Origin of the sequence: Sphingopyxis sp., from assembly GCF_051861155.1 — a bacterium.
Taxonomy (GTDB): Bacteria; Pseudomonadota; Alphaproteobacteria; order Sphingomonadales; family Sphingomonadaceae; genus Sphingopyxis.
The window spans coordinates 615,275-630,953 of record NZ_JBHYDE010000001.1; the positions used below are offsets into that span (position 1 = coordinate 615,275).

14 protein-coding genes and 2 tRNA genes are annotated in these 15,679 nt (G+C 67.2%); 4 read left to right on the plus strand and 12 right to left on the minus strand.

Annotated features, from left to right (window positions below; translation table 11 throughout):
• Positions 1-86: 86 nt before the first annotated feature.
• Positions 87-2,651, minus strand: coding sequence for a DNA topoisomerase (ATP-hydrolyzing) subunit B (gene gyrB, locus ACTIFP_RS03070; protein WP_439567229.1), 2,565 nt, complete (start codon positions 2,649-2,651; stop codon positions 87-89).
• 107 nt (positions 2,652-2,758) lie between these two features.
• On the opposite strand from gyrB, the gene ACTIFP_RS03075 reads away from it, so the two are divergent.
• Entirely contained in the window at positions 2,759-3,193 is a 435-nt protein-coding gene (locus ACTIFP_RS03075; RefSeq protein WP_439567230.1) for a hypothetical protein, read from the plus strand.
• A 102-nt stretch (positions 3,194-3,295) separates the two neighbouring features.
• Here the strand turns inward: ACTIFP_RS03075 and ACTIFP_RS03080 are convergent, their stop codons facing one another.
• The 8 genes from ACTIFP_RS03080 to ACTIFP_RS03115 are packed head-to-tail and all read right to left on the minus strand — an operon-like array spanning position 3,296 to position 10,633.
• A complete protein-coding gene (locus ACTIFP_RS03080) occupies positions 3,296-3,805 on the minus strand; it encodes a hypothetical protein (protein ID WP_439567231.1) in 510 nt (169 codons plus the stop codon).
• 2 nt (positions 3,806-3,807) lie between these two features.
• A complete protein-coding gene (locus tag ACTIFP_RS03085; protein WP_439567232.1) occupies positions 3,808-4,497 on the minus strand; it encodes a nitroreductase family protein in 690 nt (229 codons plus the stop codon).
• Positions 4,484-5,353 (minus strand): RDD family protein, encoded by an 870-nt coding sequence (locus tag ACTIFP_RS03090; protein ID WP_439567233.1) that lies wholly within the window; start codon positions 5,351-5,353, stop codon positions 4,484-4,486. Before ACTIFP_RS03090 ends, ACTIFP_RS03085 begins: the two co-directional genes overlap by 14 nt.
• On the minus strand, positions 5,350-6,405 hold the full coding sequence (locus ACTIFP_RS03095) for a stage II sporulation protein M (RefSeq protein WP_439567234.1): 1,056 nt from the start codon (positions 6,403-6,405) through the stop codon (positions 5,350-5,352). The genes ACTIFP_RS03090 and ACTIFP_RS03095 overlap by 4 nt, the downstream gene beginning before the upstream one ends.
• The gene (locus ACTIFP_RS03100; RefSeq protein ID WP_439567235.1) at positions 6,402-7,730 is read right to left on the minus strand and encodes a DUF58 domain-containing protein; all 1,329 of its coding nucleotides are present in this window, start codon (positions 7,728-7,730) and stop codon (positions 6,402-6,404) included. Before ACTIFP_RS03100 ends, ACTIFP_RS03095 begins: the two co-directional genes overlap by 4 nt.
• The gene (locus ACTIFP_RS03105; RefSeq protein WP_439567236.1) at positions 7,727-8,692 is read right to left on the minus strand and encodes an AAA family ATPase; all 966 of its coding nucleotides are present in this window, start codon (positions 8,690-8,692) and stop codon (positions 7,727-7,729) included. Before ACTIFP_RS03105 ends, ACTIFP_RS03100 begins: the two co-directional genes overlap by 4 nt.
• Entirely contained in the window at positions 8,682-9,917 is a 1,236-nt protein-coding gene (locus tag ACTIFP_RS03110) for a DUF4350 domain-containing protein (protein WP_439567237.1), read from the minus strand. The genes ACTIFP_RS03105 and ACTIFP_RS03110 overlap by 11 nt, the downstream gene beginning before the upstream one ends.
• Complete coding sequence (locus tag ACTIFP_RS03115) at positions 9,914-10,633, minus strand: DUF4129 domain-containing protein (protein WP_439567299.1); 720 nt, start codon at positions 10,631-10,633, stop codon at positions 9,914-9,916. Before ACTIFP_RS03115 ends, ACTIFP_RS03110 begins: the two co-directional genes overlap by 4 nt.
• Before the next feature lie 173 nt (positions 10,634-10,806).
• Between ACTIFP_RS03115 and ACTIFP_RS03120 the strand changes: the two genes are divergently transcribed.
• A complete protein-coding gene (locus tag ACTIFP_RS03120; RefSeq protein ID WP_439567238.1) occupies positions 10,807-13,014 on the plus strand; it encodes a thiamine pyrophosphate-dependent enzyme in 2,208 nt (735 codons plus the stop codon).
• Complete coding sequence (locus ACTIFP_RS03125) at positions 13,011-14,063, plus strand: ACP S-malonyltransferase (RefSeq protein ID WP_439567239.1); 1,053 nt, start codon at positions 13,011-13,013, stop codon at positions 14,061-14,063. Before ACTIFP_RS03120 ends, ACTIFP_RS03125 begins: the two co-directional genes overlap by 4 nt.
• A 171-nt stretch (positions 14,064-14,234) precedes the next feature.
• On the opposite strand, the gene ACTIFP_RS03130 is transcribed toward ACTIFP_RS03125, so the two are convergent.
• Positions 14,235-14,978, minus strand: coding sequence for a response regulator transcription factor (locus ACTIFP_RS03130; RefSeq protein WP_439567240.1), 744 nt, complete (start codon positions 14,976-14,978; stop codon positions 14,235-14,237).
• A 51-nt stretch (positions 14,979-15,029) separates the two neighbouring features.
• Between ACTIFP_RS03130 and ACTIFP_RS03135 the strand changes: the two genes are divergently transcribed.
• A complete protein-coding gene (locus ACTIFP_RS03135; protein WP_439567241.1) occupies positions 15,030-15,365 on the plus strand; it encodes a hypothetical protein in 336 nt (111 codons plus the stop codon).
• A 36-nt stretch (positions 15,366-15,401) separates the two neighbouring features.
• Here the strand turns inward: ACTIFP_RS03135 and ACTIFP_RS03140 are convergent.
• Both ACTIFP_RS03140 and ACTIFP_RS03145 read right to left on the minus strand, forming a co-directional pair.
• Positions 15,402-15,476, minus strand: a tRNA-Glu gene (locus ACTIFP_RS03140).
• A 50-nt stretch (positions 15,477-15,526) separates the two neighbouring features.
• Positions 15,527-15,602, minus strand: a tRNA-Glu gene (locus ACTIFP_RS03145).
• Positions 15,603-15,679 lie beyond the last annotated feature (77 nt).

Sequence of the window (15,679 nt, forward strand, 5' to 3'; positions counted from 1 at the left end):
CATCATCCCCTTATCGTCGATGCGCGCAAAGCAGCGGTGGCGCGCCAAGGCAAGCCACCGCGCGTTAAGCGGAAGACTATTCGGGATTAAACGTCGAGATTCGCCACCGAAAGCGCGTTGGTCTGGATGAAATCGCGCCGCGGTTCGACCTCGTCGCCCATCAGGCGTTCGAAGATTTCGTGCGCAATGTCGGCCTGTTCGGCCTCGACGCGGAGCAGCGAGCGATTGGCGGGATCGAGCGTGGTTTCCCAAAGCTGCTCGGCATTCATCTCGCCCAGCCCCTTGTAGCGGCTGATCGCCAGCCCCTTGCGGCTGTGCGCAAAAATCGCCTCGAGCAGTTCGGACGGGCGCGTGATCGGCGTGACTTTGCCGGTGCTGGCGGCGGGCAGGTCGCTGTCGCCCGCTTCGGCATCGTCGTCCGCTGCCTCGGCGGCGGCTTCGACCGCGAGCGCCGCGGCGCTGCTGCCTTTCACCAGCCGCGCAGGGTGGGCATAGCTTTCGGCCTGTTCGGACGCGAGCTTGTGCAGGCGGCGCGCTTCCTGGCTCGCCAGGAACGCCGCGTCGATCGCATGATGATCGCTCACCCCACGCCAGCGTTTTTCGAGCGTGTAGCCGCCGTCGCCCGCGACCACGGTCCATTTCGCCTCGGCCCCGCCGGTCAGGGCGCGCTCGGCGGCGTTGAGCCATTCGGCGGCGCGCAGCGCGGCGGCGCTGCGCCCGGCGCTGTCGAGCGCCGGATCGAGCGCGCCGTTCAAGGCGAGCGCCTCGACCAGTTCGTAATTATGACCGCGCGGGACATAGCGCATCAGCGCGCGCAGACGGCGGCCATGCTCGATCAGGTCACGCAGGTCGGCGCCCGAGCGCGCGCCGCCGGTGGTTTCGAGCATCAGCGCGTCGATGCCGCCATCGACGAGGTAATTTTCGAGCGCGCTGTCGTCCTTCACATAGACTTCGCTGCGCCCCTTGGCGACTTTGTAGAGCGGCGGCTGCGCGATGTAGAGATGGCCGTTTTCGATGATCTCGGGCATCTGGCGATAGAAGAAGGTGAGCAGCAAGGTGCGGATATGCGCGCCGTCGACGTCGGCGTCGGTCATGATCACGATCTTGTGATAGCGCAATTTTTCGAGGTTGAACTCGTCGCGAATCCCGGTGCCGAGCGCCTGGATCAGCGTCCCGACCTCCTTCGACGAGATGATGCGGTCGAAACGCGCGCGCTCGACGTTCAAAATCTTGCCCTTCAGCGGCAGGATCGCCTGGACATGCCTGTCGCGGCCCTGCTTCGCCGATCCGCCTGCCGAGTCACCCTCGACCAGGAACAATTCGCATTTGGCCGGGTCGCGTTCCTGACAGTCGGCAAGCTTGCCGGGCAGGCTTGCGATGTCCATCGCACCCTTGCGCCGCGTAAGTTCGCGCGCTTTTTTCGCGGCCTCGCGCGCCGCGGCGGCGTCGATGACCTTCTGGATCACCGCCTTGGCATAAGCGGGATTTTCCTCGAGCCATTCGGTCATCCGGTCGGCCATCAGGCTTTCGAGCGGCTGGCGGACTTCGGACGACACGAGTTTGTCCTTGGTCTGCGACGAGAATTTCGGGTCGGGCAGCTTGACCGAGACGATCGCGGTCAGCCCTTCGCGCATGTCGTCGCCGGTCAGCGACACCTTCTCTTTTTTCAGGATGCCCGATTTGTCGCCATAGCCGTTGATCGTGCGCGTCAGCGCGGCGCGGAAGGCGGCGAGGTGCGTGCCGCCATCGCGCTGCGGGATGTTGTTCGTGAAACACAGCACATTTTCATAATAGCTGTCGTTCCATTCGAGCGCGACGTCGATGCCGATGCCGTCGCGCTCGCTGCTGATCGCGATCGGGTCGGGCAACAGCGCATTCTTGTTGCGGTCGAGATATTTGACGAACGCCGCGATGCCGCCTTCGTAGAACAAATCGTGCGACAGATGTTCGGCATGGCGCGCATCGACCAGCTTGATGCGCACCCCCGAATTGAGGAACGCCAGTTCGCGATAGCGGTGCTCGAGCTTTTCGAAATCGAACTCGAGGACGTTCTTGAACGTCTCGGTCGATGCCTGAAAGGTCACGCGCGTGCCCTTTTTGCCTGCGGGAGCGGGGCCGGTGACCTTGAGCGGGCCGACCGAATCGCCATGCTCGAAGCGCATCCAATGCTCTTCGCCGTCGCGCCAGATCGTGAGTTCGAGCCATTCGGACAGCGCATTGACGACGCTGACCCCCACACCATGCAGGCCGCCCGACACCTTATAGGCATTGTCGTCGCTGGTGTTCTCGAACTTCCCGCCGGCGTGGAGCTGCGTCATGATGACCTCGGCCGCCGAAATGCCTTCTTCGGCGTGGATGCCGGTCGGGATGCCACGGCCATTGTCCTCGACGCTGACCGATCCGTCGCTGTTGAGGGTGATCAGGACGAGGTCGCAGTGGCCCGCGAGCGCCTCGTCGATTGCATTGTCCGACACCTCGAACACCATGTGATGCAGCCCCGACCCGTCGTCGGTGTCGCCGATATACATGCCGGGGCGTTTGCGAACCGCGTCCAGGCCTTTGAGAACCTTGATCGAATCGGCGCCATAAGCATTGGCGTTGGGCAGGTTGGCATTGGCGCTCGGCGCCATATTTTCAGGGGTGTCCGTCATGCCGATTATATAGGGTCGAAGGCGGCAAAACCCAAGCGAAAATGCGGGTCTTGGCGGTTGCAGGACGAGCGTTGCGCGCGCGCGCCGCGACCGCTAGTTTCGCATCCATGAAACAGCGTCTTACCCTCCCCCTCGTCGCCCTCCTGACCCTCGCGCTCGGGGCGTGCAGCCAGCCCGCACCGCCCGCCGAAAACGCCCCCGCCGTCGCGGGCGAACCGCTCGCGGCGCGCGCGGTGATGATCGGCACCGAAGGACCAAGCCTGCCTGCCTGTTCGAGTATCAGCCGGGTCAAGGCGGGCGGCACCGATGTCTATTGGGCGCCCGGCGAAACGCGCGCGGTGAAGGCGAAGCTGGCGGGCGGCGCCAATGTGTCCTTGTGCGAAGCGGCCGAAAATGACGCGTGGTTCGGCGTCGTGTTCGCCGCGCCGGGGACCGATCCCGACATGTGCGGGGTCGGCAAGTCGGTCGCCAATGCCCGCGAATATCAGGGTCCGTGCCGCTGGGGCTGGATCAAGGGTGGGACCGTGCAGCTGGGGGGTTGAGCTTAGCTGTCGCCCCCGCGAAGGCGGGGGCCGCTGGAGAGTTCAAGCCCGCCTCGCTGCGTAGAACGACGGCGGCCCCCGCCTTTGCGGGGGCGACGATGACTATCGGCAATCCTCGATCACGCGGCCGATTTCGGACTGGACGGGCAGCGTCAATGCGCCACCGGGCGTCTCGAGTGCGAAGCGGCCGCGGCTGAACGCGATGCGGTCGAGCCGCGGGTCGCGGGTCGGCAGGCTGGCGCTGCCGCCGTCGAAGCGGATTTGGTCGGTTCCGGCGCTGGTACGCAGGCTGACCTCACCGAAAAACGCCGAGGTCATCCGGATGACGCCGCCGCTGCATGCCATTGTCAGCAGCGGCTTGCCGACGGTGGTTGGAGGAAAGAAGGTGGCTGTGCGGTTCGCTGCGTCATAACGCCATGCACCGGCATCGACTGTCCGCTCCTCCCATGATTTGGTCGATATCGGCAACGGGGTGGGAGACGGCGCGGGGCCGACAACTTTCGGTACAGCGGGCGTCGGGACATCGGGTCTCGGCACCGCGGCGCATCCGGCGACCGCGAGCATCACCGGCAGCGCCAGGCCAAATTCCGTCCACGTCCGCCGCGGTGTCATCGTCAAAATCCCTGCCAATCAATCACATCGTTCAGTGCAACGCGCGGTACCGGCCACTGGTTCACCGCTGCATCGGCATCGGCATAGCCGATCGCGAGGCCGGTGAACAAAATCTGGTCGTCGCCCAGCGCCAGCGCCTGCCGCACCGCCCTGCCATACAGCGCCCAACATTCCTGCGGGCAGCTGGCGAGCCCGGCCTCGACGAGCAGCAGCATCACCGATTGCAACCACATGCCCATGTCCGACCATTGCGGCGGCCCCATGATGCGCGAGCAGTGGAGGAAAAGCATCACCGGTGCGCCGAAACCCCGATAATTCTCCACGAACTGAGCCAGCCGCCCCGCCTTGTCGTCACGCGGGATGCCGAGCGCGGCGTAAAGCCCCTCGCCCACCCCGAAGCGCCGCGCCTCCCACGGATCGGTGAGGCCCTTGGGATAGATGTCATATTCGGGCTGATACCCCTCGCGCCCCATCGCCAGCCGCGCGGCGACCGCGTCCTTTACCGCCTGCCAGCGTGCGCCGGTGACCAGTGTAACCTGCCACGGCTGGAGGTTGCCGCCCGACGGCGCGCGCTGCGCGGCGGCAAAAATATCCTTGAGCAGCGCGGGATCGACGGGCTGATCCGTAAATTTGCGGATCGATCGCCGCTGATGCAGGGCGGCGGCCACGGAAAGCGGGTCAGTCACTGGCATATTTATCCTCGCGCCGTTTGCCGAACAGCAATTTGCGTTCGAGCCGGGATTTAAGCTGGCGGTAATAGCTCAGCAGGAAGACGTCATCCTCTTCGGCGACCGGGCGGCCAATCTTGCCGCGGATCGCGTCGGCGACCTCGCGCATCGCGCGCGCGTCGCGGCCGCGCAGCACGCGTTCGAGTTCCTGCAGCTCGAAAATGCCATAGACCGCGAGCTCGGCCTCGCTGAACGTCATCGCGTCGCCCGCTGCGTCGACCGCGATGTCGGCGTCGAGCTTGGCGCGGCGTGCCATCACGACCCAGGTGCCGGCGATCAGGTCGCCCATCCGCATCCGGTCGCGATTGAACAGCAGGAACAGGCTGAGGGTCAGCGACCATGCGACCCCGGCAACGATGGTCCAGGTCGATGCCATATCCTCGGCGGCGCTGACGCCCAGCATCATCAGCGGCAGGAACAATTCCAGCTCGCGGATCAAATTGCGCGCCACCACCGCGTCGGCGGTCAGGCGGCCGCCATCGCGCGCGACGACGCGGATACCCATCAGCCTTTTGCCCGGGGTCGCGGCGCGCGAGCCGAGCTCGAAGCCGATGAACCAGAAGGTGCGCAGCAGGAAAAAGCCGAGCATCCAGACGATCGTCGTGATGTCGCCCCCTGTCGCGGGCGCAAACCAGGCGACCAGCAGGGTGAACAGGATCAGCGCGATCAGGATGATGCCCAGATCGATCATCAACGCGCCGAACCGCAGCCCCGAGCTCGCGATCTTCAGCTCCAGATCGACCCCTTCGGGCGTGACGAACTGGCGGATTTTCTTGGCGCCCGCGGCTTGCAGCCGGGCGTTGGTGGCGGCGGCGGTCATGTGACATCCTCGCGTCGCGGGATGTAATAATAAGCGATCCAGGCGAGCAGCATCAGCGACCCGATCGCATAGCGCAGCATCGTGTCGGTGATCAGCTGACGCCCGAATCCTTCGAGCAGCCCGGCGGCGAACAGCATCAGGATGACCCCGACCATCACCTTGCCCGCGGTGCGCCCGGCGTCGGCGGCGGCCTGCAACCGGCCCCTGGCGCCGGGAAAGACGACCGCGGTGCCGATGCGCAGCCCTGCGGCGCCCGACAGCGCCGCGGCGAACAGCTCGGTGGTGCCATGGATGAACAGCCAGCCGCCGAAATCGAACCCCAGCCCCTTGCCCGCGAACACCGCGATCATCGCGCCCAGGGAAATGCCCTGATAATATTCGAGCATCATCGTCGGCACGCCAAAGGCAAAACCCAGCGCAAAGGACAGGATCGACACCCGGCTATTGTGGGTGAACAAATAGGTCGCGAAGACGTGGAGGCCGCTTTCGCTGTCGCCCGCTGCCGCCTTGCCATGCCCCAATGTCGATTTCAGAAATTCGGCGGTTGCGCGCGGATCGCGCCCGCCCGCCATGTCTTCGGACACGAAGTTGAAATACCATTCGGGGTTGCTCGCGACGAGCGAATAGCTGGTCAGCGCGCCGAGCAGGATGATCAGCGAAATGACGATCGTCTCTTTCCACACCGACCGCACCGCGGCGGGCCAGTCGTAAAGGAAGAAGCGGCGCAGCCGGTTGAGCCGACTCTCGCGCACGCCATAGACGAGGAAATAGCCGCGGATCGACAGCGCCTCGAGATGATCGAGCAGCGCCTTGTCGAGGCTGGTCGCGCGCGCGATCGACAGCGACGACAGGGTGGCGCGATAGAGCAACGGCAGTTGCAACAGCTCGTCGCTGGTCAGCGCCTTGGCGCCCTTTTTCTCCAGCGTCGTGAGCAACAGGTCGAACGCGATCCAGTCGGCTTCGCGTTCGGCGCGAAAGCGGCTGGTCGAAAAGCTCGGGGCGTCGAGCGCGCGGGCCGATCCCGCGGACGATGTTGCGGCCGAAGGGGTCATAAGGTTCCGGCCCGCTTGATGCCCAGATAGGCCTCGACCGCGCTCGCCCCCATCGCGTCGGCGGGCACCTCGACGACATCGGCGCCCAGCCGCTGGAGCCGCGCGATCACCAGCTGGCGGTCGCGCAGCATCGCCGCGGCGACGTTCGACCTTGTGACGTCGGCGCCGGTTTCGGGGCGGCGGCGTTCCTCGCTTTCGACCTCTTCATCCTTGATGACGACGAACAGCAGCCGGTGTTTCTTCACCAGCCGTCCCGCGGCGCGGATCATCAGGTCGGCGCTCGTCGCATCGGTAAATTCGGTGAACAGGATGATCAGCGAACGGCGGCTGAGCTGCGCCGACAATGTGGTGAGGGCGAGGGTGAAATTGCTTTCGACATGGGCATAATCGACCAGGCTGGCGGCGCGCTGCAACGCCGGGAAATCCTGCGTGTGCATATAGGCGGGGGTCAGCGCCTGCGGCTTGGCCGCGAACGAAAACAGGCTGATCCGGTCGTTCAGTTTCAGCCCGACATAAGCGAGCAGCAGCGCCGCCGACACTGCGCGATCGACGCGCGGCATGCCGCCGACCGGCTCGGCCATCGTCCGCCCGCTGTCGATCGCCAGCACGACGCGGTTGTCACGTTCGACGCGATATTCCTTGGCGAGCAATTTGACATGGCGCGCCGACGCGTTCCAGTCGATCGCGCGCCGGTCCATCCCGGGCTGATATTCGGCGAGCGCCTCGAACTCGGTGCCTTCGCCGCGCAACCGTTGTTGGCGCAGGCCGAACCAGCTGTCGCGCTGGAACAACCGGCTGCCTTCCTCGGTCACCGCGCGCAGGCTCGGCACGACGCTGATCGCGCCGCCGATGGCAAATTTGCGCTGTTTCCAGACGAGCCCGAGCGGCCCGGCCCAGCGGATCCACAGCGCCTCGACCTGCGCCTGACCGCGCCGCGAGGCGGTGAGCGAAAGCGTGCGGGCGAGCGTGCGTGGGGCGCCGTCGTCGACGGGTATCGCGCGGAGATCGCCCGCCAGCCGTCCACCCGCGGCGAGCCGCTCGTCGAGCGCCAGCGCGAGTTCGGCGCGCTGCGGCACGGCGCCGCCGCGCGCGGCCAGCGAGAGGTCAAAGGCGTCACCGACGCCGACCTGGTGCGGAAAACGCGCGTCGAGGCTGAGGTGGCGCGGATTCGCGCCGGCGATCGTGTCGAGGATCAGGCACGCGGCGATGACCGCGATCCAGCCGGGCGCGACGAGCCACAGCTCGGGCCGTATGAGCCCCAGCGCAAGCGCCATCGGGGCGCCGAGCAGCAGCAGGTAGATCGCGCGCCGCGTTGGGTAGATCACCGCGGCACTTCCTCGCGGTCGAGCAGCGCGGCGACGACCTGTTCGACGCTGCGGCCCTCGATTTCGGCGGCGGCCGACAGGATGACGCGGTGGCGCAGCACGCCGGCGGCGAGTCGCTGCACATCGTCGGGGATGACATAATCGCGCCCGTCGAGCGCCGCCGCGGCGCAGGCGGCGCGCGCCAGCAACGTCGCGGCGCGCGGGCTCGCGCCGCACTCGAGATCGGCGCTTTCGCGCGTCGCCCGGACCAGGCGGACGATATAATCGACGATCTCGTCGGCGAGGCGGACGGTCGCGATGGTATCGATCGCTGCGGCGATCGTCTTGGCGTTCGCGACTTCTGTTACCCCGAAATCGCCGACGGCGGGGCTTTTGAAGCGTCCGCCATGGTCGGCGACGATGCGGCGTTCCTCGTCGGCGGCGGGATAATCGACGACCAGCTTGAACAGGAAACGGTCGAGTTGTGCTTCGGGCAGCGGATAGACGCCTTGCTGCTCGATCGGGTTCTGTGTCGCCAGCACGGTGAAGCGCGGGCTCATCAGATGCGCCTCGCCGTTGATCGTGACGCGGCGCTCCTGCATCGCTTCGAGCAGTGCCGCCTGCGTTTTCGGCGGGGTGCGGTTGATTTCGTCGGCGAGGAGCAGTTCGGTAAAGATCGGCCCCTTGGTCAGGGTGAAGCTCGACGTCTGGAAATTGAACAGGTTCGACCCCAAAATGTCGCCAGGCATCAAATCGGGCGTGAACTGGATGCGCCCGAAATCGAGGCCGGTCGCGCGGGCGAAGGCCTGTGCGAGCAACGTCTTGGCGGTCCCCGGCGGTCCTTCGAGCAGGACATGGCCGCCCGCGAGCAGCGCGATCGTCACCATCCGGGTCAGCGGTCCCTGCCCGAACACGGCCTTGGCGACCTCGCCCTCGATCGCGGCGCCGAGCGCCTGGACGCTGTCGATGGGGTTAGCTGTCACGCAGTAGATCCTTCCTGATGTCGTGCAGCGCCTGTGCGTCTGCCAAAAACTCATGGGTGCTCCGCGCAAGCGGCAGTCGTCGCGCGAGCGAAGAGAACAGCTCGCCACCGGCACGCAGATGCCGGTCGATCCAGCAGTCGGTCGCCGCATCGTCGAGCCCGCCGGGCGCGTGCAGCCGCCGCGCGATCGCGCTCCGCTGGCTGCGGACATAGGCGTCGGCGCCGTCGAGCTCGCGCCGCGCCTGCTTGATCAGGTCGGCGCTGTTGGCGATCAGCGCCGCTTTCGACACCGCGATCGCGCGCGCCGGTTTCAGCGCCGGGCCGAAGCGCATCCACGCCTGCCACAGCGCCAGCAGCCCGGCGGCGATCAGGCACAGGGTGATGCCGATGAACGGCGGCACGAACGCAAAGCGCAGCAGCGACCGCTGGCCGCCGAAGCCGTTGAGCGTCACGTCAAAGGCGAGCCCGTCGGCATCGGCATATTCGGCCAGCGCGTCGATCAGCATCGCGCCGCCCCGCGCCCGATCGCGCGAGCCAAAGGCGAAGTTGTTGATCAGATCGGGGTCGGCCAGGATATAGACGTCGCGGCCGCGCAACTGCGCGAGGACCGACCCGCCGCCGGGCCCGGCGATCAGCGCGTCCAGCTCATCGCCTTCGACCGTCTGCACGTCGCTGGGCAGATAGGCCGAAAACGCGCGTCCCGCGATATTGGCCGAAATCCGCTGTTCCTTGGTGTCGTACGCCGCGATTTTGACCGTGCCGAACGGGTTTTGGGGGAGCAGGGCGGCGGGCGGGGTATCGGCGTAGCCCGCGCTGACCCAGCCCGGCTTGGCGGTTTGTCCGGGGATCGCCGCCGCCTGCCATTTGGGCAGAACGATCAGGGTGGCGGCGCGGCGCCGCGTGCCCAGCAATTCGGCGATTTCGTCGCCGCGGGTGCGATGCGTCGGGGTCAGCACCAGCAGCGGTTCATAATCGTCATAGGATGGCGCTTCGACCTGCCGCAGCAATGCCACCTCGGCGTCGCTGCGTTCGAGCAGGTCGACGATCCCCGCATAGCCCGGTGCGGCTTTCGACAGCGCATGGCCGCCGCCGTCGTTGCCGCTGCTCAGTTGCGGGCCAAGCGCGATCAGCGCCCACAGCGCGATGAACGCGATCACCCCGATCGCGACGACCCCCCCGATCAGCCGCGGGTTGAAGCCGCCGTCGGTCGCCGCCGCGCCGCTCATGCCCGCGCCCAATTCTGGGGTACCGTCAGTTCGGCATAGGCACCGCGGCACTGGGTCCATGCGCCTTCGTCGATCGATCGCCCGCCGAACAGGCTGATTTCGACCGCGCGTGCGATGCGGCTGAACGCGCCGCGCGCAACCGCCGGCAAATCGCGTGCTTCGGCGAGGTCGCGCGACGTCATCGCGGGTTTGACCAGCCCGGGGCGGCGGCCCTCGATGTCCTCGACGCTGCGATAGAGCAGCAGGTGCACCGCTTCGGAAAAGCGCCCCGCCGCCGCCAGCGCGTCGGCCTCGGCGAGCAGCGCGCGCGCCGCGCCGGCTTCGGCCAGCCCGACCATGTCGTCGCCATCGCCGTCGCCCGCACCGCGCCGGAACGGCAGATTGTCGACCCAGCGCGCAAAGGCAGGGACGAAATGATAGAGCAGGAATAGGGCGACCAGCGCGACAAACAGCCAGAGTATCGGCTTGGCGGCGGGGGCGCTCCACTGAAAAAAGCTGGCGATTCCGTCGAACAGCGATTTCAGCCATTCGGGCGTCGGGGTCGGGGGTTCCGGCGGCGGAAAGCCGGTCTGGATCTCGCCCCCGGCGATCGTCTGGCTAAAAGCGGGATCGACGAGTTCGGGATCGATCAACCACCCCTGGCTTGCACCGGCGCCCGCACCGGCGCTCGGCGCATCGACCGCCACCGACGCCTGCGCGATCCACAAGGCCATCATGCTCAAAAGACTGATCCGCCCCGCATCGTCATCGCACCGGTGGTAGCGCGAGGCGGCGCGCCAAGGCAAGAGATGCTTGCGTACCGGTCTGCCCCGTTATAGCGCGCGGACGCATGGGTCCGATGGTTGCGCGCGTAACCAGCTGCCAGACCAGGCACGGCCGAACGGGGAGGATGTCGGTGGACGCGGCGCAGGCAGTACATGAAAAATTCCTCGCCGCGCTGGCGAGCGGCGCGCTGCCGAACCGCGGTGACGCGCCCGATCCCGCCACGATCGGGCTGTCGCGCGCTGACGCCACCGATATTTTCCTGTCGCAACTGACCAGCCGCCAGATGGATCGGCTGTCGCGCCATCTGCAGGCGCGCGGCGAAGGTTTTTATACGATCGGATCGTCGGGGCATGAAGGGAATGCCGCGGTCGCCGCGGCGCTGCGCGTCACCGACATGGCGTTCCTTCATTATCGCTCGAACGCGTTCCAGCTCCACCGGTCGCGCCAGCTGCCGGGCGGCACACCGACGTGGGACATGCTGCTGAGCTTCGCCGCGTCATCCGAGGATCCGATCTCGGGCGGACGCCACAAGGTCATCGGGTCGAAGCCGCTCAATATCCCGCCGCAAACCTCGACGATCGCCTCGCACCTGCCAAAAGCGGTCGGCGCGGCCTTTTCGATCGGCATTGCGCGCCGCCTCGGCATGACCGGGCTGCCGCTCCCCGACGACGCCGTCGTGCTGACGAGCTTCGGCGACGCCTCGGCGAACCATTCGACCGCGCAGGGCGCGTTCAACACCGCGGGCTGGGCGGCGTTCCAGGGCTCGCCGATGCCGCTCATCTTCCTCTGCGAAGACAATGGTATCGGCATTTCGACGCGCACCCCGACGGGGTGGATTGAGGCGCAGTTTCGTCACCGCGCCGGGCTGCACTATATCCAGTGCGACGGGACTGACCTTGCCTCGGCTTATGCCGGCGCTGCCGAGGCCGCCGATTATGCGCGGCGGCTGCGCAAGCCGGTGTTTCTCCATATGGCGACGGTGCGCCTGTACGGCCACGCCGGGTCGGACGTGCAGGGCGCCTATCTGCCCAAGGCGCTGATCGAGTCCGACGAGGCGCGCGATCCGCTGCTCGCCGGGGCGGCGCTGATGGCCGCGCATGGCTGGATGTCGCCTGCCGAGATCGCCGACGCCTATGAAGACGTCGGCGCTACACTCGCGCGGCAGGCCGAAGCCGCAATCCTGCGCCCCAAGATCACCACCCCCGCGCATGTGATGGCGAGCATCGTTCCGCCCAGGCGCGGCAGCGCGCGCGCCAACACGCCGTCGGATGAGGATCGCAAGGCGATGTTCGGCAGCGACGCGGGCGCGATGGACAAGCCGCAGCATATGGCGCGGCTCTTGAGCTGGGCGCTCGCCGACCTGATGCTCGCGCATCAGGAGATCATCGTCGCGGGCGAGGATGTCGGGCCAAAGGGCGGGGTCTATAATGTCACCGCCAAGCTGCATCAGCGGTTCGGGTCGGCGCGCGTCGTCAACACCCTGCTCGACGAACAGGCGATCCTCGGGCTCGCGATCGGCATGGCGCACAACGGCTTCCTGCCGATGCCCGAAATCCAGTTCCTCGCTTATGTCCACAATGCCGAGGACCAGATCCGCGGCGAGGCGGCGACCTTGAGCTTCTTCTCCGACGGGCAATACACCAACCCGATGGTGCTGCGGATCGCGGGGCTTGGCTATCAGAAGGGCTTCGGCGGCCATTTCCACAACGACAACAGCCTGGCGGTGTTCCGCGACATCCCCGGCGTCATCCTCGCGGTGCCGTCGAACGGACGCGACGCGGTGGCGATGCTCCGCGAATGCGTGCGGCTGGCGCGCGAGGAGCGGCGCGTCGTCGTCTTCGTCGAACCGATCGCGCTCTACATGACCCGCGACCTTCACGACGAAGGCGATGGCCTGTGGACCAGCATTTACGAGGCGCCGGGCGATGGCAAGCCGATCCGCTTCGGCGACGTCGGCGTTCACGGCGACGGCACCGATCTCGCGATCGTTACCTATGGCAACGGCACTTATTATTCGCGCCAAGCCGAAAAGCTGCTCGCCGCCGAAGGGGTGAAGGCCCGCGTCATCGACCTCCGCTGGCTTGGCCCGGTCGACGCGGACAAGCTCGTCGCTGCTGTCTGCGATGCGACGCGCATCCTGATCGTCGACGAATGCCGCATCACCGGGTCGCAGAGTGAGGCGCTGATGGCGCTGTTCGTCGAGCGCACCCCGGACAAGAAGCTCAAACGCATCGCCGCCGACGACAGCTTCATTCCGCTCGGCAAAGCCGCAACGCTGACGCTGCCGAGCCGCGATTCGATCTATGCCGCCGCCAAGGAGCTGCTGGCATGAGCGCGCGCAAGACCGCGCTCATCGTCGCGCCCGGCCGCGGCACCTATGGCAAGGGCGAACTTGGCAGCATCGCGCGGCTGCACGGCGCACGCTTTGCCGACCTGATCGCCAATTTCGACGCCCAGCGCCGGACACGCGGTCAGCCGACGGTGAGCGAACTCGACGGCGCCGAACGCTTCAGCGTCGCGACGCATATGCGCGGCGATGTCGCGGCGCCGCTGATCTACACCGCGACGATCCTCGATTATCTCAGCATCGATCGCGAGAAATTCGACGTCGTTGCGGTCGCGGGCAATTCGATGGGCTGGTACAGCGCACTGGCGCTCGGCGGCGCGGTCTCGGTCGCCGACGGTTTCCGCATCGCGAATGCGATGGGGCTCAACAGTCAGACGCACGGCCCCGGCGGGCAGATATTGCTGCAAGTCGTCGATGAGAATTGGCGCCTCGTTCCCGGCCTGCGCGAGCAGCTGCTGGGCCTCGCCGCCGCCATCGCCGCGCGCCCCGATCACGCCCTCGCGCTGTCGATCGACCTCGCCGGCATGCTCGTTTTCGCAGGGAACGAGGAAGGGCTTGCCGCGCTGCTCGCCGAAGCGCCGCCGACCCCCGGCCGCGATCCGCTGCGCCTTGCGGGCCATGGTCCGTTCCACACCCCGCTGATGTTCGGCAGCTCCGACAAGGCAAAGGCCGAACTGCCGCCGACGCTGTTCGGCGCACCCGCGATCCCGATGGTCGACGGTCGCGGCCATATCTGGCGCCGCTTCTCGTCCGACCCCGCCGAAGTCTGGGATTACACCTTCGGCCACCAGATCCTCGCGCCCTATGATTTTGCGCGTTCGGTGCAGGTCGCGGTCAAGGAATATGCCCCCGACGTCCTCATTCTGCCGGGCCCCGGCGACACGCTGGGCGGCGCGATCGCGCAGGCGCTGATCGGCATCGAATGGCAGGGACTGACCAGCAAGGCCGATTTCGCGGCGCGGCAGGCGGCCGATCCGGTCCTGCTCGCGATGGGCCGCACCGACCAGCGCGCCGTCGTGACCGGGCATAAATAGGGCCGGCAGGGGAAGGAACATCCTCTGCCGGCCCTGTCGGTTGCGCGGGGTCAGGTGGGGTTGACCCCAGGCGGATGAACGGCAGCGCCCATGGGGACCAACACAAGGGCGCGGCGCCGTTCATCTGCTTTATAGGCGGCATGCGCTGCGGCTGGCCGCGCCGCGGGCCGATCATGCGCCATAATGGACCGAGTTTCCCGCCGCGCCGCGCGCCTGTTCGGCGATGAACTGCCACCGCAGCAGCTCGGCGACATTGCCCGCACCGGCGCGGCGCATGATGTTGGCGCGGTGGACCTCGACCGTCCGCGGGCTCAACGCCAGCTGCCGCGCGATCGCCTTGGTGCCCAGCCCCGCGGCGATCGCACCCAAAATGTCGCGCTCGCGCGGGGTCAGCGCCGCCAGCCGCGCTTCGGCGTCGCGGTGCCGGTCGAGCGCCGCCTGCCAAACCTGCCAGTCGCCCAGCGCCGCATCGATGGCGCGGCGAACGGCGCGCGGGTCGAGCGGCGCGGGCAGCAGGTCGTGCGCGCCGCCGCGCAGGATCGCGCGCGATTCGGCGATGTTCAGCCGCTCGGCGGCGACAAAGGCGGCGATGTCACGGCGCGCCGCGATCCGCTCGAGCAGCGCGGCGCCGTCGATGCGCCCCGGCTGGTGCCAGTGAAACAGCAGGATGGTACCGGGCCCGTCGCGATCCGCCCCGGCGTCGAACCAGTCGTCCGCGCACGCAAAACTGCGCACGACTCGGTCGCCACCCGCCGCCAGCGCACGAAAACAGGCCGCGCGCTCGGTCGGGTCGGGCAGGATCAGATGGATATGGCCGACAAAGTCCGTCACCCCGCCTTGCTGCCGCCGCGGCGCGAGCGCGACCAGCGCATCTGCCTCGGCGGCGGCACCATAAGGGACCGGTTTGAAATGCACTGGTGCGGCTGGCGGGCTTGCGGCGCCGGGGTGCGCGGGGGACGGTAGGGAATGATGACAGCCCGCGCCGCGCTTCGCTTCCTGATCGCCTCCGCCATATTGTCGGCCACCCCGGCGGTCGCCGAACGGCCACCACGCTATAGCGAGGAAGCGATCCTCAACGGCACCACCATCGCCATCGCGTCGCAGGATCTGTGCGGGTTTCGCGTCGATGAAAAGGCGATCCGGGCGCTCTTGGCGGCGAAGCTTCCCGATCTTACCCCCGCGTTGATCGCGCTTCAGCTGCGCGGCTATGCCCGCGTCCTGCCGACCCTCAACGACGAACAGCGTCAGCGCCATTGCGCCGAAACGCGCCAACTGGCCAGGGCGGCGGGATGGCTGCTTTGACTTAGCGGCTGTCGGCCTGCAAAACATCGTGGCGGCTGGTGACCCCTACGGGAATCGAACCCGTGTTTCAGCCGTGAGAGGGCCGCGTCCTGACCGCTAGACGAAGGGGCCGCAGGGTCGGAAATTTCGGAGAAAAAGCCCGCCGACCGCGCGCTTGACCGTGGTGACCCCTACGGGACTCGAACCCGTGTTTTCGCCGTGAAAGGGCGACGTCCTAGACCGCTAGACGAAGGGGCCGTCATTCGGTGAAGCGGCGCATTAGACGCGCATATCCATGTGGTCAAGCGCGCTGGCACGCCCCGCGCGCAAAAATG

Excerpts from the sequence above, each read along its gene's own strand:
- gyrB (WP_439567229.1), bottom strand. The coding sequence starts at position 2,651 with ATGACGGACACCCCTGAAAATATGGCGCCGAGCGCCAATGCCAACCTG.
- ACTIFP_RS03075 (WP_439567230.1), top strand. The coding sequence starts at position 2,759 with ATGAAACAGCGTCTTACCCTCCCCCTCGTCGCCCTCCTGACCCTCGCG.
- ACTIFP_RS03080 (WP_439567231.1), bottom strand. The coding sequence starts at position 3,805 with ATGACACCGCGGCGGACGTGGACGGAATTTGGCCTGGCGCTGCCGGTG.
- ACTIFP_RS03085 (WP_439567232.1), bottom strand. The coding sequence starts at position 4,497 with ATGCCAGTGACTGACCCGCTTTCCGTGGCCGCCGCCCTGCATCAGCGG.
- ACTIFP_RS03090 (WP_439567233.1), bottom strand. The coding sequence starts at position 5,353 with ATGACCGCCGCCGCCACCAACGCCCGGCTGCAAGCCGCGGGCGCCAAG.
- ACTIFP_RS03095 (WP_439567234.1), bottom strand. The coding sequence starts at position 6,405 with ATGACCCCTTCGGCCGCAACATCGTCCGCGGGATCGGCCCGCGCGCTC.
- ACTIFP_RS03110 (WP_439567237.1), bottom strand. The coding sequence starts at position 9,917 with ATGAGCGGCGCGGCGGCGACCGACGGCGGCTTCAACCCGCGGCTGATC.
- ACTIFP_RS03115 (WP_439567299.1), bottom strand. The coding sequence starts at position 10,633 with ATGATGGCCTTGTGGATCGCGCAGGCGTCGGTGGCGGTCGATGCGCCG.
- ACTIFP_RS03120 (WP_439567238.1), top strand. The coding sequence starts at position 10,807 with ATGTCGGTGGACGCGGCGCAGGCAGTACATGAAAAATTCCTCGCCGCG.
- ACTIFP_RS03125 (WP_439567239.1), top strand. The coding sequence starts at position 13,011 with ATGAGCGCGCGCAAGACCGCGCTCATCGTCGCGCCCGGCCGCGGCACC.
- ACTIFP_RS03135 (WP_439567241.1), top strand. The coding sequence starts at position 15,030 with ATGATGACAGCCCGCGCCGCGCTTCGCTTCCTGATCGCCTCCGCCATA.